Source organism: Leptobacterium flavescens, assembly GCF_010671605.1.
Taxonomy (GTDB): domain Bacteria; phylum Bacteroidota; class Bacteroidia; order Flavobacteriales; family Flavobacteriaceae; genus Leptobacterium; species Leptobacterium flavescens.
In genome coordinates this window covers 689,730-706,789 of sequence record NZ_JAABOO010000001.1, presented here as the reverse complement: position 1 = coordinate 706,789, position 17,060 = coordinate 689,730, and the positions used below count along the sequence as shown (strand labels likewise).

19 protein-coding genes and 1 tRNA gene are annotated in these 17,060 nt (G+C 40.6%); 7 read left to right on the top strand and 13 right to left on the bottom strand.

Features of this window, described 5'->3' with window-relative positions; translation table 11 throughout:
• Positions 1-26 precede the first annotated feature (26 nt).
• The 5 genes from GWK08_RS03235 to GWK08_RS03215 form a co-directional block, all read right to left on the bottom strand.
• A complete protein-coding gene (locus tag GWK08_RS03235; protein ID WP_163605465.1) occupies positions 27-2,342 on the bottom strand; it encodes a M1 family metallopeptidase in 2,316 nt (771 codons plus the stop codon).
• Positions 2,343-2,404: 62 nt separating this feature from the next.
• The gene (locus tag GWK08_RS03230; RefSeq protein WP_163605464.1) at positions 2,405-2,920 is read right to left on the bottom strand and encodes a DUF6702 family protein; all 516 of its coding nucleotides are present in this window, start codon (positions 2,918-2,920) and stop codon (positions 2,405-2,407) included.
• A gap of 110 nt (positions 2,921-3,030) precedes the next feature.
• The gene (locus GWK08_RS03225) at positions 3,031-3,804 is read right to left on the bottom strand and encodes a carboxypeptidase-like regulatory domain-containing protein (protein WP_163605463.1); all 774 of its coding nucleotides are present in this window, start codon (positions 3,802-3,804) and stop codon (positions 3,031-3,033) included.
• On the bottom strand, positions 3,801-4,550 hold the full coding sequence (locus GWK08_RS03220) for a carboxypeptidase-like regulatory domain-containing protein (protein WP_163605462.1): 750 nt from the start codon (positions 4,548-4,550) through the stop codon (positions 3,801-3,803). The genes GWK08_RS03225 and GWK08_RS03220 overlap by 4 nt, the downstream gene beginning before the upstream one ends.
• A 52-nt stretch (positions 4,551-4,602) precedes the next feature.
• A complete protein-coding gene (locus GWK08_RS03215) occupies positions 4,603-5,349 on the bottom strand; it encodes a carboxypeptidase-like regulatory domain-containing protein (protein WP_163605461.1) in 747 nt (248 codons plus the stop codon).
• Positions 5,350-5,448: 99 nt separating this feature from the next.
• On the opposite strand from GWK08_RS03215, the gene pepE reads away from it, so the two are divergent.
• Positions 5,449-6,150 carry a dipeptidase PepE gene (gene pepE / locus GWK08_RS03210; protein ID WP_163605460.1) on the top strand — a complete coding sequence of 234 codons (702 nt, stop codon included), beginning with the start codon at positions 5,449-5,451 and terminating at the stop codon, positions 6,148-6,150.
• Between the two features lie 41 nt (positions 6,151-6,191).
• Here the strand turns inward: pepE and GWK08_RS03205 are convergent.
• Both GWK08_RS03205 and GWK08_RS03200 read right to left on the bottom strand, forming a co-directional pair.
• Positions 6,192-6,264 (bottom strand) — tRNA-Gly (locus tag GWK08_RS03205).
• Between the two features lie 101 nt (positions 6,265-6,365).
• Positions 6,366-6,791 carry a GNAT family N-acetyltransferase gene (locus GWK08_RS03200; RefSeq protein WP_163605459.1) on the bottom strand — a complete coding sequence of 142 codons (426 nt, stop codon included), beginning with the start codon at positions 6,789-6,791 and terminating at the stop codon, positions 6,366-6,368.
• 103 nt (positions 6,792-6,894) lie between these two features.
• On the opposite strand from GWK08_RS03200, the gene GWK08_RS03195 reads away from it, so the two are divergent.
• From GWK08_RS03195 to GWK08_RS19185, 3 genes are all read left to right on the top strand, one after another.
• Positions 6,895-7,623, top strand: coding sequence for a M15 family metallopeptidase (locus GWK08_RS03195; RefSeq protein ID WP_163605458.1), 729 nt, complete (start codon positions 6,895-6,897; stop codon positions 7,621-7,623).
• A gap of 73 nt (positions 7,624-7,696) precedes the next feature.
• A complete protein-coding gene (locus GWK08_RS03190) occupies positions 7,697-8,464 on the top strand; it encodes a M48 family metalloprotease (RefSeq protein WP_163605457.1) in 768 nt (255 codons plus the stop codon).
• Positions 8,465-8,725: 261 nt separating this feature from the next.
• Entirely contained in the window at positions 8,726-8,893 is a 168-nt protein-coding gene (locus GWK08_RS19185) for a DUF6747 family protein (protein WP_204335988.1), read from the top strand.
• A gap of 68 nt (positions 8,894-8,961) precedes the next feature.
• Here GWK08_RS19185 and GWK08_RS03185 read toward each other — a convergent pair whose 3' ends face one another.
• The gene (locus GWK08_RS03185; protein WP_163605456.1) at positions 8,962-9,354 is read right to left on the bottom strand and encodes an ankyrin repeat domain-containing protein; all 393 of its coding nucleotides are present in this window, start codon (positions 9,352-9,354) and stop codon (positions 8,962-8,964) included.
• 268 nt (positions 9,355-9,622) lie between these two features.
• On the opposite strand from GWK08_RS03185, the gene gpmI reads away from it, so the two are divergent.
• Genes gpmI through GWK08_RS03170 form a run of 3 tightly spaced genes read left to right on the top strand, consistent with a single transcriptional unit; the run spans position 9,623 to position 12,777 of the window.
• Positions 9,623-11,140 (top strand): 2,3-bisphosphoglycerate-independent phosphoglycerate mutase, encoded by a 1,518-nt coding sequence (gene gpmI, locus GWK08_RS03180; RefSeq protein WP_163605455.1) that lies wholly within the window; start codon positions 9,623-9,625, stop codon positions 11,138-11,140.
• Positions 11,141-11,170: 30 nt separating this feature from the next.
• Positions 11,171-11,989 carry a type I methionyl aminopeptidase gene (gene map, locus GWK08_RS03175; RefSeq protein WP_163605454.1) on the top strand — a complete coding sequence of 273 codons (819 nt, stop codon included), beginning with the start codon at positions 11,171-11,173 and terminating at the stop codon, positions 11,987-11,989.
• A gap of 23 nt (positions 11,990-12,012) precedes the next feature.
• The gene (locus tag GWK08_RS03170) at positions 12,013-12,777 is read left to right on the top strand and encodes a class I SAM-dependent methyltransferase (protein WP_163605453.1); all 765 of its coding nucleotides are present in this window, start codon (positions 12,013-12,015) and stop codon (positions 12,775-12,777) included.
• 96 nt (positions 12,778-12,873) lie between these two features.
• Here GWK08_RS03170 and GWK08_RS03165 read toward each other — a convergent pair whose 3' ends face one another.
• The 5 genes from GWK08_RS03165 to GWK08_RS03145 all read right to left on the bottom strand — a co-directional run bounded on the left by GWK08_RS03165 (position 12,874) and on the right by GWK08_RS03145 (position 17,058).
• Complete coding sequence (locus GWK08_RS03165) at positions 12,874-13,941, bottom strand: FAD:protein FMN transferase (RefSeq protein ID WP_163605452.1); 1,068 nt, start codon at positions 13,939-13,941, stop codon at positions 12,874-12,876.
• A complete protein-coding gene (locus tag GWK08_RS03160) occupies positions 13,907-14,263 on the bottom strand; it encodes a Na(+)-translocating NADH-quinone reductase subunit F (RefSeq protein ID WP_163605451.1) in 357 nt (118 codons plus the stop codon). Before GWK08_RS03160 ends, GWK08_RS03165 begins: the two co-directional genes overlap by 35 nt.
• Before the next feature lie 70 nt (positions 14,264-14,333).
• Positions 14,334-15,641, bottom strand: coding sequence for an NADH:ubiquinone reductase (Na(+)-transporting) subunit F (gene nqrF / locus GWK08_RS03155; RefSeq protein WP_163605450.1), 1,308 nt, complete (start codon positions 15,639-15,641; stop codon positions 14,334-14,336).
• 1 nt (position 15,642) lies between these two features.
• Positions 15,643-16,365, bottom strand: coding sequence for an NADH:ubiquinone reductase (Na(+)-transporting) subunit E (gene nqrE, locus GWK08_RS03150; protein ID WP_163605449.1), 723 nt, complete (start codon positions 16,363-16,365; stop codon positions 15,643-15,645).
• Positions 16,366-16,410: 45 nt separating this feature from the next.
• On the bottom strand, positions 16,411-17,058 hold the full coding sequence (locus GWK08_RS03145) for an NADH:ubiquinone reductase (Na(+)-transporting) subunit D (protein WP_163605448.1): 648 nt from the start codon (positions 17,056-17,058) through the stop codon (positions 16,411-16,413).
• Positions 17,059-17,060 lie beyond the last annotated feature (2 nt).

Here is a 17,060-nt window from a genome sequence, read left to right as displayed (position 1 = left end):
TCAAATTTATCTTTTGGGTTGAAGGATTATTTTCCTTTAACCTTTTCCTTAAATTTATCGAAGTCGCTTTTACCTTCTTTCTTAGGCCATGCATTATTGCTGGTATCGATATCTGCAGTTTCCTGCTGAGGATCGATAACAATTCCTGCAAGCTCTTTTTCAGAAGCGATCACTCTCTTAACTTCAGCATCGTTCTTTCTCCAGATCTCCGGTGGATAAGTTACTCTTTCAGTACTACCATCTTTATAGTTGTACTCAACGATCAATGGCATTGGAATTCCTCCCGGCTTTTCGAAGGTCACCTCGTAAAAATACTTAGGAGTCTTTAAGTTTGCTCTTTCCTCTGCAGAGAAGTTATCGAATAAGTAATCTTTTAAAGTAGTTGAAGTTTCTACTGGAGATTTTCCTTTAAGGCTCTCGTTATAGTCTTCACTTCCTTCTTCTACCAGGTATACTAATGGTGGAAGATCTGCTTCGGTAATTCCTCTTTGCTTCATTACCTGCTTTACCTGCTGATTAGGCTTGGAAGAAACGTGGAATTTCTTCACTTCTTTTACTCCTATATCAACGTATTCGGTAGAGTAGAACCATCCTCTCCAGAACCAGTCAAGGTCTACTGCAGAGGCATCTTCCATAGTTCTGAAGAAATCTTCAGGAGTAGGATGCTTGAACTTCCAACGCTGAGCGTATGTTTTGAAAGCGTGATCGAATAACTCACGTCCCATTACGGTCTCTCTTAAAATATTCAAAGCAGTAGCCGGCTTACCATAAGCGTTAGCTCCCAGCTGATAAACATTTTCAGGGTTAGACATGATAGGAGAAATGAAAGACTGATCTCCGCTCATATAACGTGTTATCTTAGAAGGCTCTCCTCTTCTTGAAGGGTATTTTTTGTTTTCCTGGTCTGCAACAGCTTCCGGGAACGCTTCTCCGAATTCCTGCTCGGCAATGTATTGCATAAAGGTATCAAGACCTTCATCCATCCATCCCCACTGACGCTCATCAGAATTTACGATCATAGGGAAGAAATTGTGACCTACTTCGTGAATGATCACACTTATCATTCCGTATTTTACCCTTTGAGAGTAAGTACCATCTTTATTTGGTCTTCCGTAGTTCCAGCAGATCATTGGATATTCCATCCCCTGATTTCTTGCGTGAACCGAAATAGCTTTGTGATAAGGGTAATCAAATGTATGATCGGAATAAGACTTTAATGTATGTGCAACTGCTTTTGTAGAATACTCTTCCCAAAGAGGGTTTCCTTCTTTAGGGTAAAGCGATACTGCCATTACGTCTTTTTCGCCTATTTTAACAGCCTGCATATCCCAGATGAACTTACGGGAAGTAGCAAAACCGAAATCACGAACGTTGGTAGCTTTAAGCTTCCAGGTTTTCTTTTTATTTGAAAAAGACTTCTCAGCCTTTTCTGCTTCTTCCTGAGTAACGATAAGTACCGGCTTGTCATAAGATCTTTTAGCCTTCTCATAACGCTTCATCATCTCTTTGGAGAATACTTCTTTTCTGTTGGTAAGTACTCCTGTTCCGTCTAAGATGTGATCTGCAGGTACAGTAATGTTTACCTCATAATCCCCGAAAGGAAGGGCAAATTCACCATTCCCCCAGAACTGATGGTTTTGCCATCCTTCAACATCACTGTAAACAGCCATTCTTGGAAAGAATTGTGCTATAACATAAGCGCGATTCCCGTCTTCAGGGAAAAACTCATAACCTGAACGCCCTCTTCCCTGTACGTGGTTGTTGATATTATACCACCACTTGATAGAGAAAGATACTTTTTCCCCGCTTTTTAAAGGCTGTGGGATATCTATACGCATCATGGTTTGATTAATCGTATAAGGAAGATCTCTTCCGTTGCTGTCTTTAACATACTGGATGTTAAAACCACCGTCGAAAGGCTCCTTAAGATATCTGGAAGTAAATCCGCCAACCTGATCAGCGGCAGGAATAGACTGTCCGTTTCTCAAAGCAGATTTAGTATCCTTAGATCTTACATTCTGATCTAGTTGTACCCATAGAAATTCAAGTACATCAGGAGAATTGTTAGTATAAGTAATAACTTCCTCTCCGTATAACTTCTGATTTTTGTCATCTAGTTCAATGTCCATTTTGTAATCGGCTTGTTGCTGGTAGTAAGCAGGTCCGGGAGCACCGGAAGCCGTTCTGAACATGTTAGGAGTAGAGAATTCCTCATACAATTGTTTAAATCTGTTGTTGTTTATATGACCTCCTTCTCGTTCCTTTTTTTCCTGCTCCTGAGCAACAAGTACGGACGCCGATAAAAACAACACAGACAGTGCGTAATACTTTAATCGATTCATAATAAGTTTAATTGATTTCAATCTCGAAAATTAAATATTTTTTAATTCAATTTATTTGCCAGCTAAAAGTTTAACAATCCTTTAGCATTTTCCTTGATAAGGATGAAACTCCGGTGTGGTTTTTTTATCTTGAAATGAACAATATTCTGTTGTTCTTCGAAGAGTTCGAACAAGACAGTGTTCTCAATTTCAAGGCTGTTGAGATCTTCCATCTCAACATCGGGGATTTCGATATAACATTTAATTACATCATTGTCGTATTCCTTCCCTAAAAAGTTAAAAGGGGTTTCTTCTCCGTTGATCTTTACCAGGATCCTTCCTTTTAAATATCGTGCAATATAACGGTCTATATCCTCCAGTTCTCTGTCGGTGTGCAAACCGGGCTCTATCTCATAGCGTTCTTCCAGTACATCTTCCAGATCATCTATAAATATCCTGCTCAGGATCTGAATGGCTTTATCCTTTTCGGAATAATTGACTTCAGAAACACTCAGGTAGAATTTATGCATGGAAGCAAAGGAAAAAACAAGGAATAATGTGAGTATTAATCCCCCGCTTTTCAGAAGTCTTTTGCCCATAGTTTTTTTAGTGAAAACCATTTGTGATCTCAGTTTTGTCATTTTGTGATTTCAAAGTTAAACAAAAAGTATTCCAATCCGGAAAGAAAGTGTTTTCAAGCTGTGTTAAATCAGTCTAATTTGTTTATTTGCCTGTATTCCTCACTCTTTTTTCTGAGGTACTCCAGCATAAGGATACTGTCATCTCTTTGCTGAAGAATAACAAAAGTGTCATCCACAGCACAGAAATAGATAAAATCGTCCAGCCTGTCTTCCGGTATTTTCAGATATTCACTGTAAATGGTGGGATTAAATTCCTCTTTGGTTTTGGTGAGTTCCTTTTCTTTTCTCTCAATAGCCAGCTGTTGCTTGAGGCGTTTGGTACGCCCCGAAATGGCATTAATAATGGGGTTTAAAGGAAGGATCCCACCACCGCTCTTGGCCTCGTATAACCTGCGTTCGGTTTGTGTTTTGGGTTTTACGTATATATTGGGTAGCCCCAGACGTGACGGCCGCACCACTTTTCCTTCGGTTTCCACATTGCCGAGGTCTCTGGATAAGTTACCGGATAAATTATGTGGCTTTACCACTACTTCATCCAGTTTATTGACTTTGGCATATAATAAAACTTCCAGGCTTTTTTTCCTGATGATCTCTTCGTTAAGCGGTATTCTGTGAGTTTCGTATTGTACGGATGAAATGACCAGAGTATCCCCAAGCTTTCCGAAGATCTGGAAACTTCCGTCCTTTTTAGTAATTGTACCGGTAAGGGCGGTAATGTTAAGTACGTGTATCCCTTCCAGATCTGGAGATGTATTCAGGATCTTTCCGTCGATCAGTACTTTCTGATCCTGCCCCTGAAGAAAGAGCGGGAAACACAATATGGCCAGTAGAAGCTGTCTCATTCTTCAGTAGAATTCAAATTGTTATACTTTCTGTATTCTTCACTCTTTTTCATGGCAAACTCCAGAAGTTTTATCTTGTTTTTCCCTTTGGCCAGCGAAGCAAAAGAAGTATCTGCTGCACAGAAATAAACAAACTCATCAATTCTTTCCGAAGGTATCTTTAATTCACTGATAATAAATGCCGAATTAAAGTTGTTTCTGAAATGCTGATTTAATTTTTCTGCGTTTTCGATCCCGAGTCTTTTTCTTAAAGTCTTTGTTCTCCCTGAAATATCGTTTAACAGGCGGTGTATATTAAAACTGAAACCAAAACCTATGTAAAGATAAGGTTGCCCGGCCGCTTCATATAACCTTCTTTCTGTTTGTGTCTTTTTTTTGACGTTTGCATTGGGCAGATCCAGCGATGAGGCCGTGATCAGATCTTTAATCGAGATCCCTGTTGCATCTCTGGTCAGATCTCCTGTCAGATTGTACGGAGTCAGAGTAACCTCATTAAGCTGGGTGATCCTGGCTTTTAAGGTAATGGAAACCGATTTTTTTTCGATATCCTCCCGGCTTATTGTAAAAGACTGGACTTCGTATTGAACTGCGGAAAATACCAAAATATCACCTTCCCTGACGGGTATTTCAAAAAAACCTTCTTTATCGGAAATAGTGGAATAACGGCTTTGCCTGTTAATGATATGCACTCCCTCTACATCGTTATCCGTGTTTTCGATTTTTCCCCTGATACGGGTAGATACCAAACTTTGAGAAAAGCTTGTAAACGATAAGAAAAAAAGAAAATATGTAAAAGTCTTATTCTTCAGAATTAATTATTTTGAGATATGCTTCACTCTGATTTACAAGGAAATCAATAAGCTGGAACTCATTATCTTTTTTTAGAAGTGACTGAGCCGGCATCTTACTGTCACAGAAATAGAGGAAGTCCTCAATTTTTTCCGATGGTATCTTCAGGTTCCCTACAAAAAACTCATCTTCATAGATCTGCCTTAATACTTCACTCATCCTGATCTCTCTCTGTTCTGTTGTTTCTTCCTTTTTGGATTTAAAAATAGCTTTGAAAATGTTCACAAAATTCAGGCCATTCTGTAACCCTCTTTCAGCTACCGGTATAGCGTCATTGATGGTAGGAGTACTTGGATCGGATTCGTAATCATATTGTTTGAATTCCTCGTTTTTAAGTTCAAGGAATTTCTTTTCGTTTTCAGGAGTTACAACCACCTCTTCCAGCTGAGTGACCTTCTCATTCACTTCAACCACAAGACGATTATTTTTCAGGATCTTATCGTCTATAATTACCGATTTGATCTTGTAATTTACTGCAGAAAAAACAAGTTCGTCTCCCGCCTTTACGAAGATCGCAAATTCACCGTCCTTATTGGTAATAGTAGCTTTTTCGGTATTTATATTTACAACGTTCTCATTTTGAACAAAGTTATTCCTGTAAAGAACCTGACCTCTTAAAAGGACCCGTCCGTCCTCCTGGGAAAGTACAGAAGTTGTAATAAAAAGTAACAGCAGAGTGGTTAGAATGTTTTTCATAGCATAAAGAAATTACAAGTTTATCATATAAAAAAATGGAGTCTAATTAAACTTTTGTTAAATAGCAACAATACTTAAATTTACGAAAAATCCGATTTAATGAAGAAAATAATTATTGCCAGTACTTCCACAGTACACGGAAGTGAGTATCTCGAATATATAAAGGAAGAACTATTTTCCTTTTTTGAAAATACAAAAACCATAGTATTCATTCCGTACGCAAGGCCCGGCGGAATTTCTCATGACGATTATACAGCCACAGCGGCAAAGGCATTTAAAGAGATGCAAAAAGAAGTGATAGGGCTTCATACTTTTCAAGATCCCGTAAAAGCCATACAAGAGGCCGATGCGGTTTTTACAGGGGGAGGAAATACCTTTTTACTGGTATCGCAACTGTATAAAAACGGACTGATGGAGGTACTGAGGGAGCGGGTTTTAAACGGGCTTCTGTATCTCGGCACAAGTGCGGGGTCGAATATTACGGGCCAGACGATGCAGACAACTAATGATATGCCTATAATTTACCCGCCCAGTTTTAAAACCCTGGGGCTGGTTCCTTTTAATATCAACCCACATTATCTCGACCCGATAGAAGGAAGTACTCATATGGGAGAGACCAGGGAAACACGAATTAAAGAGTTTCACAAGTTTAACGATACTGTTGTTATTGGTCTGAGAGAAGGAAGCTGGCTCAGGGTAGACGGAGATGAGATTGTGCTTAAAGGCAAGCTGCCGGCCCGGATTTTTAAAGCGGGAGAAGAGGCTTTTGAGGTCCCGGCCGGAGAACAAATAAAAATATGATATAAAAAAATCCCGGTATAACTGCCGGGATTTTGTTTTTGAGCGGGAGACGAGGTTCGAACTCGCGACATTCAGCTTGGAAGGCTGACGCTCTACCAACTGAGCTACTCCCGCATAGTGGCGCAAATATACAATATTTCTTATTTTCTGAAAATATTAACCCCTATTTTAAAAGCATAAAAGTGCAAGCCTTTCATACTTAGGAAAGAGCAGGATTAAAGTTTTTTGAAAAAATGGTAGCCGTAGATGGCAAACCCCTCATTGTAATAGAATTTATGCGAAGGATGATTATTTACGTAAGTGTTAAGCTCTACTGCTTCACAGCCCTTGTTTTTGGCGTATTCATAGATCCACTGAAAAAACTTCTTTCCCAGCCCCTTACTTCTGTAATCTTCTTCTATATAAACATGATCTGCCTCTACACTTTTTCCCGCATAATGCCTGGTCATAAACCAAAGCCCACTGCAACCTATAAGCTTATCTCCGTCATAAATACCAACGCATTCGTAATTCTGGCCCGCCATTTCCCTGATCCTTCCCAGTAAAAGTTCGTCAGGATATTTGTAATTGGTCAGCTTCTGGACCAGGGGGAGGATAATTTCAATTTCCTCCTGAGGGATTTGTTTAAAAACGAAACTCATGCTAAATTTTGTTTGCAAAAATAAACTTAATTTTATGTGATTATTACAAAAGATCCGTTTTCAACAAAAGAGATTTATTGTGTAATATTCATAAGGAATCGGAATGAAGCGAAGGAAATTTATAAAATACAGTTCGGCAGGCACCCTGCTCATTAATCTTTTACCTCAACAACTATTTGCCATGCAACAGTTTACCGAAGAAGAACTCATTGGAAAAGGGACTCCCGGGCTCTATGGAGACGGCTTTCAGGTAAGAAAGGAAGTCTATGACGCTTTTGTGAAAATGAAAGCAGCTGCACAAAAAGAGAATATCGATATGGAAGTTGTATCGGGTTACAGAGATTTTTTCCGGCAGAAGGCTATTTATGAGCGCAAGTACAAAAAGTATACGGAAGAAGGTCTTTCCCCGGTAAAAAGTATTGAAAAGATCATTGAATATTCTACCATACCCGGGACATCCAGGCATCATTGGGGTACCGATATGGATATTATAGATGCCAGAGGAAAACATGAAGGAGATGTCCTGATCCCGGATAAATTTCACGGAAACGGACCTTTTTGCAAGTTTAAGGAATGGATGGATAAGCATTCGGAAAGCTTTGGCTTTTACCTGGTCTATACCGATAACGGAAACAGAAAAGGGTTTAAATACGAACCCTGGCATTATAGCTATAAACCGCTTTCCGGGCCTATGCTCAAAGAATACCGGAAAATAGATATTAAAGAAATGCTTATTAAAAATGAACTCCTGGGGAAAGAACATTTAAGCGATGATTTTATAGACAGATACCGACGGGAGAATGTTCTGGACATTAATCCGGAATTGCTTTGAAATAAGCGATAAAAATTCTGAACAGATAAAAACAAAGTTTTTGTAATTTTAAACAGACCAATCAAACAGACTCATGAGAAGAGGTAATTTAAAGATAAGATTACTTATAGGTTTAGCTATTATAGCCTTTGCATTTGTTAGAAAGTGCAGTAATAAACAGGAAAATCCCTATACGGGGAGGGTCCAGAATATTGATATTACCTCAGATCAGGAAATTGCCATTGGCCTTCAGAGCGCCCCTCAAATGGCGGCTCAGCACGGTGGCCTTCATCCGGATGACCGCCTTCAGGCAATTGTTGATGCGGTCGGGAATAAACTGGTACAGAACAGTATTGCCAGAGAAACCCCGTATCGCTATGACTTTCACCTTCTGGCTGATGACAGGACCATAAATGCCTTTGCACTTCCCGGGGGACAGATCTTTATTACCATGGCATTGTATTCCAAACTGGAAAATGAGAGTCAGCTGGCAGGAGTACTCGGGCATGAGATAGGCCACGTTATAGGAAGGCATTCGGCAGAACGGATAGCAGAGACCAATTTCTGGAAAACAGTTTCTATGGGAGCTTCGGTAGGAGCCGATGCAGGGGGACTGGTAAACGGAATAGGACAGAACACCCTCCTTAAAAACGGAAGGGGAGATGAGCTGGAAAGCGATGAACTGGGCGTGCTCTTTATGCTAAAGGCAGGTTATAACCCCGAAGAGCTTATTGGTGTAATGAAGATCCTGAAAGCAGCTGCGGGCCCTAACAGGGTGCCGGAGTTCAAAAGTACACATCCCGATCCCGAAAACAGGATCCAGAAGATCAGGGAAGCCATTATCAAATACAGAGGGCGCTAAACGTTATTTCGGAAGAATTTTCTGCTTTTTAATACCACTAATCTATAATTTTTAGTGTTTCATCCTTTTTTATATAATCCCGTATGGGGAATTGCTAAATTTGTATCCTGTTAATTCCCCCAATTCACCACCTTATATTTCTTAGCTATTAGTTACAGCCCCTAATTATTGCAGCCCCGTATCCTGCCGATATTTCACTTCCTTATTATTATGGTTAAATAATTAGGCTTTTCATGTTTAACTAATAATAATTAATAGCATATGAGAATATTTTTACTATTTAAAGAGCTTTATGTAGATGCATTTAAGGGGATAGGTGGCCCGGCTGTAGCTATACTCAAACCAATGAGTTGGCTGTGCTTTGCCTGTATCAGTATTGTATTGTATGCATTTGTATATAGAGTAATGACAGGTTTTCCGTTTTTTTAATTTAAAGTGTTTAAAAAGTAAAAACCCCGCAATTTGCGGGGTTTTGTTTTTTCACTAGCTTGTTTTTTTTAGGTATTCAGAGCATTTTTGATGACTTGCATCGCCTCTTTTGCTCCAGCGGCTTCGGCGTACTTCAGGGCTTTGAACCCCTGATTAGATCTCAAATGTAAATTCGCTCCCTTATCGATGAGAAGCTTTAGGATCTCCACACGGTTATAACGGGCTGCCCACATGGCAGGTGTCATTCCGCGGGATTTCTTATTTACATTTTCTCCCTGTTCAATTAATTTTTTAACAGTTTCCATATCACCTTTCGCTATGGCCATGCAAAATGCATTGATGCCAACATCGGTGGTAATTTCAGTACCTTCACTATGGATAGGTGACATTTCAGTGTTTGCCCGCGCGGAAAAACTCACGGCGGCAAACGCAATTGCTAAAAGAAAAACAGTTTTTTTCATGATGAATGAAGATTAATTGATTAATGAATGTTTACATGATGGTGTATCTAAGTGACGACGAGATTTTAAATCTGTAACAGATTGAGGGCCTAAATAACAAAAATTTAACGCTTATTGCCCCGATATGTTAAAATTAGCCCTTTGAAAAGGCCCTAAATCGCATACTTTTCAAGAAACAAGCCGCTTTTTTGTCAAAATGATAAAAGAAAACAGGAAATACCTCCGCTTCGGCCTAATTAGTATCTTTGCGTTTTGAAAAAAACGACCGATGAACAAGAAAGTAATACTGCTTATCCTGGACGGCTGGGGAAAATCTCCAGATCCGGAAATATCTGCTATAGATCGCGCAAACACACCCTTTATGGATTCTCTTTACGGGGTATATCCTAATGCCAATCTTCTTACCGACGGAATGAATGTCGGTTTACCGGAAGGGCAGATGGGAAATAGCGAAGTGGGACATATGAACCTGGGAGCAGGAAGGATCGTTTATCAGGATCTAGCTAAGATCAATCTTGCTGTGGAAAAAGACACACTTAAAGACGAAAAGACGCTTACAGATGCCTTTTCCTATGCAAAGAACAATGGCAAAAAAGTACATTTCCTTGGCTTACTGAGTAACGGGGGAGTACATTCTCATATAGATCATCTTAAAGGATTAATTAAGGCGGCAGATGACTTTGGTGTGGAACAGAGCTATATTCATGCTTTTACAGACGGAAGGGATGTAGACCCGCAAAGTGGTGAAGGCTTTATTAAAGATCTGGAAGCATATCTCGAGTCGAGCAATGCCCGCCTGGCTTCTGTGATCGGGAGGTACTACGCTATGGACAGGGATAAACGCTGGGAACGGGTAAAACTGGCTTATGATCTTCTGGTTAAGGGAGAAGGTAAGGCCACCGAAAGACCGGTAGAGGCGATAAAGGAAAGTTATGCAGAAGGAATTACCGACGAGTTCATTAAACCGATAGTTGTTCAGGAAGACGGAAAAGCGGTAGCTGTGGTTGAGGAAGGGGATGTGATCATCTTCTTTAATTTCAGAACAGACCGGGGAAGACAGCTTACCCAGGTATTGAGCCAGCAGGACTTTCCGGAATTTGGAATGAAGAAACTGGAGTTGTACTATGTAACCATGACCAACTACGATGAGACTTTTAAGGGAGTTGAGGTGGTTTATGATAAAGATAATATTGAAAAGACCCTGGGCGAAGTACTTGCCGGGGCGGGAAAAAAGCAGATCCGTATAGCGGAAACGGAAAAATATCCGCACGTTACCTTCTTTTTTAACGGAGGAAGGGAAGAACCCTTCGAAGGGGAGGAAAGGATCCTTTGTCCTTCTCCAAAGGTGGCGACCTATGATCTTCAGCCCGAAATGAGTGCCTATGATATCAGGGATGCTATTGTTCCGGAACTGGAGAAAGGGGAAGTTGATTTTGTATGCCTGAATTTTGCCAATCCGGATATGGTAGGGCATACGGGTATTATGGAAGCAGCTGTTAAAGCTTGTGAAGTGGTAGATGAATGTACTGCTAAAGTAGTTAATACTGCTTTGGAAAACGATTATACTTCTATCATCATTGCCGACCACGGGAATTGCGATACCATGATCAATCCAGATGGGAGTCCTAATACGGCACATACGACCAATCCGGTACCTTTGATCCTGGTAGATAAGGATATTAAGAGTATTAAAGACGGGATACTGGGAGATATTGCACCTACTGTTTTGCAGTTGCTGGGAGTAGAGCAACCTTCCGAGATGACCCGCAAAAGCCTGATCGGATAAAATAAAAAGGAATGTTTACCTTTGCAGCGTATGATTAAGATTAAAACACTAGAAGAGATAGAATTAATGCGTGAAAGCGCATTAATTGTTTCAAAGACGCTGGGCGTGCTTGCTGCCGAGGTTAAACCCGGAGTAACTACGTTACAGCTCGATAAAATTGCAGAAGAGTTTATCAGGGATCACGGGGCAGAGCCCGGATTTCTTGGATTATACGATTTTCCAAATACCCTGTGTATGAGTCCGAATGCACAGGTAGTTCACGGCATTCCGAATGATACTCCCCTGGAGGAAGGCGATATTATTTCTATAGATTGCGGAGCACTTAAAAATGGTTTTTACGGAGATCACGCCTATACTTTTGAAGTAGGGGAGGTAGCAGCAGAAACCAAAGAACTTTTAAAAACCACCAAGGAATCACTTTATGTAGGGATCCGGGAATTCAGAGCCGGTAACCGTGTGGGAGATGTAGGATACGCCATTCAGCAATACTGTGAGAGCAGAGGATACGGAGTGGTAAGAGAACTGGTAGGCCATGGCCTGGGAAGAAAAATGCATGAAGATCCGGAAATGCCTAATTACGGAAGAAGAGGCAGAGGTAAAAAGTTCGTCGAAGGAATGGTAGTAGCTATCGAACCTATGATCAACCTCGGAACCCACCGTATCAAACAACTCAGAGACGGATGGACCATCCTAACTGCAGACGGGAAGCCAAGTGCTCATTTCGAACATGATGTGGCCATCGTTAACGGAAAACCCGAATTACTTTCCACTTTTAAATATGTTTACGAAGCTTTGGGGATTGAAAGTAATGAAGAGGATGAGTTCAGACAGAAAGTGGCTGCATCCTAATCAATTCTCAGTTCAGTTTTCAGATGAAAAAACTGTTTAAATTTTTCCTGAACAGGATACCGAGGCCTTTACTGATCAGAATTAGTTTTCTGGTACGCCCGCTTATCAGTTTTTTCCTGAGAGGAAACCGGTATACAGATCCGATCGATAATAAAAAGTTCCGTAGTTTTCTACCCTACGGATATGAATACCCAAGAGATAATGTCTTATCGCCAAGCACACTTTCCTTAGAAAGGCACAGGCTTCTGTGGCTGTACCTGAGAAATGAGACCGATTTTTTTAACAGCCCGAAAAAGGTATTGCATTTTGCTCCCGAACAGGCTTTTTACAAGCGATTCAGAAAGCAAAAGAACCTCGATTATATTACTACAGACCTCAATTCGCCCCTGGCGGATGTAAAAGCAGATATTTGCAACCTTCCTTTTAAGGATAATGAGTTTGATATTATCTTTTGCAATCACGTATTGGAGCATATCCCCGATGATACCAAAGCAATGCAGGAATTACTGAGGATCCTAAAGCCCGGCGGAACCGGAATATTCCAGATTCCGCAGGACCTGAACAGAGAAACTACTTTTGAGGACGATTCTATAACCGATCCGGCCGAAAGAGCCAGAGTCTTCGGTCAGTATGACCATGTCCGTATTTACGGAAGGGACTATTTCGACAAACTGAGAAGCATAGGTTTTAAAGTAAACGAGGTTGATTATACTGCTACGCTTTCGGAGAGCGAAATAGACAATTATCGCCTGGCAAAAGGAGAGATCCTCCCGATTTGTACCAAATAATTTTAATGACCCTTATCGCGAGTATTCCAGTTAAACTGCACACTGTCTTTATCGGAATAACTCCCAATACCTATAAAAAACGATTACTAAAAGAGATCAATCCGTCAAAAGAGAAGTAAAACCTTCTGTGGCAAAGGTTTTTACCGTATCGCCTTCACCGGCCAGGATAATATAAACTTCAATATTGTGAAGGGCCGTAAGCAGGGCCTTGGTTTTTTCCAGTTCCATAGCCATAAAAGCCGTAGCATAAGCATCTGCTTCCATACAGGTAGATGCTACTACCGAAACACTTAATACATTGCTTTTTTGAGTGTAACCTGTCTTGGGATTAACGGTGTGAACGTATTTTTCACCGGTTTCAGGGTCTATCCTGAACTTACGGTAATTACCCGATGTAGCCATTGCCTGGTTTTTTAACCGGATGGTAGTTAGCAGATCTCGTTGATTTGTCGATTCCTGACGCGGATCATCTATCCCCAGGATCCAGTCTTTCCCGAGCTCTGTATTTCTGCCTTTGGTCAGTATTTCACCTCCCAGTTCTATCAGGTAGTTCTCTATGTTGTGATCGTCAAACAATCTTCCTATCAGATCGATGGTATACCCCTTGGCTACAGCATTAAAATCTATATAGATCTCCGGGTGTTTCTTCCGGATCTTCTGATCTTGCGTAAGCTTTAGTTTGTCAAAGCCTACATATTCCATAATGCTGTCTACCTGTTCCGGCGATATATTAGGCAGTTCTTCCCCAGGGCCAAATCCCCATGCATTGACCAGGCTTCCGACGGTAGGGTCGAAGCTTCCGTCTGTCTTTTCCCATATTTCTCTCGATTTTAAGAATACTTCCCGGAAATAGGAGTCGATCACTACAGTAGAATCTCCTTTGTTAACCCTGGAGATATCTGAAGTAGGGATATAGGTAGACATAGATTTGTTGATCTTGCTGATGATATCTTCGATCTCCTTCTGAAGATCGGTGATTCCATCTGCTTTTTCATACTTTATACTATAGGAAGTGCCCAGAGCAAAACCTGTGGTGACAATAAAAGAAGATGTTTTAGGGGGCGAAGTTTCCTTTTTACAGGAGATAAAGAGAAAAAGGGATATAAGAAGCAATCCCCTGCTAAAGAATTTAGATTTCGATAAGTCCACTATATCTGACCACATATTTTTCATTTTTGTATACAGGCTTTAAAGGGTCTTCGGCATTACTGATCCCGACACCGACATAATAGGCTCTGGCGTTGAACTTTAATGCGTGTTCTTTTATGGTTTCCATATAAATTGTATCGTATTGAGTGGGATCATTAGGATGTGATACCGCTTTTACCACTACGAAATGCAATTTTTTTTCCTTTAAGCACACAAATTGCGGATCTTTTTTGAGTTTGCTGTTTACAGAAAGGAACTCGAAGCCCGCTTTTTGTAATTCTTTGCCCGCAATATTCATTACCAGATAATGTAATTCCTGTTCTGTCAGTGTTTCCATAGCCCTGCAAAAATAGTATAAAAAAAGGTCAGGTTAAAAACCCGACCTTTTAAATATATCTGTAAGGAAATTATCCTCCAAAGTCATCAAATCTGATATTCTCATCAGGAATACCAAAATCTTCTCCCATTTTCTGAACGGCCTGGTTCATTAATGGTGGTCCACAGAAGTATAGTTCTATATCTTCCGGTGCGTCATGGTGATTCAGGTAGTTGTCTATCACACATTGGTGAACAAAACCTACGAATCCGTCACCTTCACTATCCAGGCTCTCTCTTACCGTCCAGTTATCTTCCGGTAACGGTTCAGACAGTGCCAGGTAAAACTTAAAGTTAGGGAAGTTCCTTTCAAGCTCATAGAAGTGCTCCAGGTAGAACAATTCTCTCTTGGAACGACCTCCGTACCAGAAAGTAACTTTACGCCCTGTCTGAAGAGTTTTGAATAAGTGATATAAATGCGAACGCATCGGTGCCATTCCGGCTCCACCTCCAACATAAAGCATTTCTGCTTCCGAAGGGTTGATAAAGAATTCTCCGTAAGGTCCTGAAATAGTAACTTTATCTCCCGGTTTTCTTGAGAAAATATAAGAAGATGCTACCCCTGGATTTACATCCATCCATGCATTTTTAGATCGGTCCCATGGCGGAGTGGCAATACGTACGTTTAGCATGATCTCTCTTCCTTCTGCAGGATAAGAGGCCATAGAGTAAGCACGTTCTACGGTTTCCGTATTCTTCATTACCAACGGCCATAGTCCGAATTTATCCCATTCTGTCTGGAATTTATCCGGAGTTTCATGCTCTTCCGGGTGAGCAGTGATATCGATATCAGAATACTTGATCTCACATTCAGGGATCTCGATCTGAATATATCCTCCTGCTTTATAATCCATATCTTCGGGAATCTCTACCACGAATTCTTTAATAAAGGATGCTACATTGTAATTTCTTACTACGGTAGCTTCCCATTTCTTGATCCCGAATACTTCTTCAGGAATGGAAATATCCATATCCTGTTTAACTTTTACCTGACATGCCAGACGGGCACCGGACTGTAACTCTTTCCTTGTAAAGTGAGGAGTTTCTGTTGGTAAAGCTTCTCCACCACCAGAATTTACGTGACACTCACACTGGATACAGGTTCCACCACCACCACAGGCAGATGGTAAAAATATTTTTTCACCTCCAAGAGTAGATAATAGAGAATTACCCGAAGCCACTTCAACTACTTTCTCTCCGTTGATAGTAATTTTAACCGGCCCTGATGGAGATAGTTTTTGTTTTACAAATAATAGCAGTCCTACCAATAGAAGTGTGATCACTAAAAAGGCAATGACGGTTGCTACAATAGTTCCTGTTGTACTTGCTGCTAATATCATACTATTGGTTTATTTCTTTTGTATTTTCAGATATCAAATTCTTAGGTGCTTCCTCTTTCTTAATCTCTACTTTAGCTTCACGCTGAGATTCCTGAGCTGCTTCATCTCCACCTGTTAACATTCCACCGAAACTCATGAATCCGATAGCCATTAAACCGGTAATGATAAATGTAATACCCAAACCTCTTAATGGAGCCGGTACATTGGAATATCTGATCTTCTCCCTGATAGCTGCGATAGCAAGAATAGCAAGGAACCATCCGATCCCTGAACTAACCCCGTAGTTAAAAGCAAGTCCTAAACTTGGGATCTCTCTGGATTGCATAAAGAGAGAACCTCCAAGAATTGCACAGTTTACCGCAATCAGCGGAAGAAATATCCCCAGTGAGTTATATAGGGAAGGAGAGAACTTCTCCACGATAATTTCTACCAGCTGTACCATAGTGGCAATAGTGGCAATAAACAGGATAAAAGAAAGGAAACTCAGGTCGTAGGATGCATATTCAGGTCCTAACCAGGCCAGAGCTCCGTCTCTAAGGATATATTGATCCAGCAGCCAGTTAAAAGGAACGGTAATGGCCATTACAAAAATAACGGCAGCACCCAGACCTACGGCTGTAGATACTTTTTTGGAAACAGCAAGGTAAGAACACATTCCAAGGAAGGTGGCAAATACCATGTTGTCTATGAAAATCGATTTGAAAAATAACTCTATATGTTCCATAATTTTTTTCGTTTCAGTTCACGGCATAAAGCCGTTCCCCTAATTTTAATTTTCTTCAATTAAAGTCTTGTTTCTTGAACGCTGTACCCAGATAATGATCCCTACTGTAATCAAAGCCATAGGCGATAACAGCATAAATCCGTTGTTCTCATATCCAAGAGCGTAAAGCCCGGTCTTGGCAATAGGATCTCCAAGTACCTGAATACCCAAAAGTGTTCCTGATCCCAATAACTCTCTGAAAAAACCTACGATAATAAGGATAACTCCGTATCCAAGGGCATTTCCAATTCCATCCAGGAAAGATTTCCAGGGACCGTTACCCAGGGCAAAAGCCTCAAAACGTCCCATGATAATACAGTTTGTAATGATCAGACCGACAAAAACCGAAAGGGTCTTACTCAATTCATAAGCAAAAGCCTTCAGAACCTGGTCTACAATGATCACCAAAGCTGCAACGACTACAAGCTGAACAATGATCCTGATCTTTGGAGGGATGATATTTCTCATTAAGGAAACTACCACATTACCCACTCCCAGTACAAATAGTACTGAAATAGTCATTACAATAGAAGCCTTTAACTCGGCAGTAATTGCAAGGGCAGAACAGATTCCCAGTACCTGTATCGTAATTGGGTTATTATCTGCTAACGGATCTAATATAAGTTTACTGTCTTTTTTTGATAATATTCCCATTT

Bases quoted from the DNA above. Each gene is read 5' to 3' on its own strand.
- GWK08_RS03235 (WP_163605465.1), bottom strand. From the start codon at position 2,342: ATGAATCGATTAAAGTATTACGCACTGTCTGTGTTGTTTTTATCGGCG.
- GWK08_RS03230 (WP_163605464.1), bottom strand. From the start codon at position 2,920: ATGGGCAAAAGACTTCTGAAAAGCGGGGGATTAATACTCACATTATTC.
- GWK08_RS03225 (WP_163605463.1), bottom strand. From the start codon at position 3,804: ATGAGACAGCTTCTACTGGCCATATTGTGTTTCCCGCTCTTTCTTCAG.
- GWK08_RS03215 (WP_163605461.1), bottom strand. From the start codon at position 5,349: ATGAAAAACATTCTAACCACTCTGCTGTTACTTTTTATTACAACTTCT.
- pepE (WP_163605460.1), top strand. From the start codon at position 5,449: ATGAAGAAAATAATTATTGCCAGTACTTCCACAGTACACGGAAGTGAG.
- GWK08_RS03200 (WP_163605459.1), bottom strand. From the start codon at position 6,791: ATGAGTTTCGTTTTTAAACAAATCCCTCAGGAGGAAATTGAAATTATC.
- GWK08_RS03195 (WP_163605458.1), top strand. From the start codon at position 6,895: ATGAAGCGAAGGAAATTTATAAAATACAGTTCGGCAGGCACCCTGCTC.
- GWK08_RS03190 (WP_163605457.1), top strand. From the start codon at position 7,697: ATGAGAAGAGGTAATTTAAAGATAAGATTACTTATAGGTTTAGCTATT.
- GWK08_RS19185 (WP_204335988.1), top strand. From the start codon at position 8,726: ATGAGAATATTTTTACTATTTAAAGAGCTTTATGTAGATGCATTTAAG.
- GWK08_RS03185 (WP_163605456.1), bottom strand. From the start codon at position 9,354: ATGAAAAAAACTGTTTTTCTTTTAGCAATTGCGTTTGCCGCCGTGAGT.
- gpmI (WP_163605455.1), top strand. From the start codon at position 9,623: ATGAACAAGAAAGTAATACTGCTTATCCTGGACGGCTGGGGAAAATCT.
- map (WP_163605454.1), top strand. From the start codon at position 11,171: ATGATTAAGATTAAAACACTAGAAGAGATAGAATTAATGCGTGAAAGC.
- GWK08_RS03170 (WP_163605453.1), top strand. From the start codon at position 12,013: ATGAAAAAACTGTTTAAATTTTTCCTGAACAGGATACCGAGGCCTTTA.
- GWK08_RS03165 (WP_163605452.1), bottom strand. From the start codon at position 13,941: ATGTGGTCAGATATAGTGGACTTATCGAAATCTAAATTCTTTAGCAGG.
- GWK08_RS03160 (WP_163605451.1), bottom strand. From the start codon at position 14,263: ATGGAAACACTGACAGAACAGGAATTACATTATCTGGTAATGAATATT.
- nqrF (WP_163605450.1), bottom strand. From the start codon at position 15,641: ATGATATTAGCAGCAAGTACAACAGGAACTATTGTAGCAACCGTCATT.
- nqrE (WP_163605449.1), bottom strand. From the start codon at position 16,365: ATGGAACATATAGAGTTATTTTTCAAATCGATTTTCATAGACAACATG.
- GWK08_RS03145 (WP_163605448.1), bottom strand. From the start codon at position 17,058: ATGGGAATATTATCAAAAAAAGACAGTAAACTTATATTAGATCCGTTA.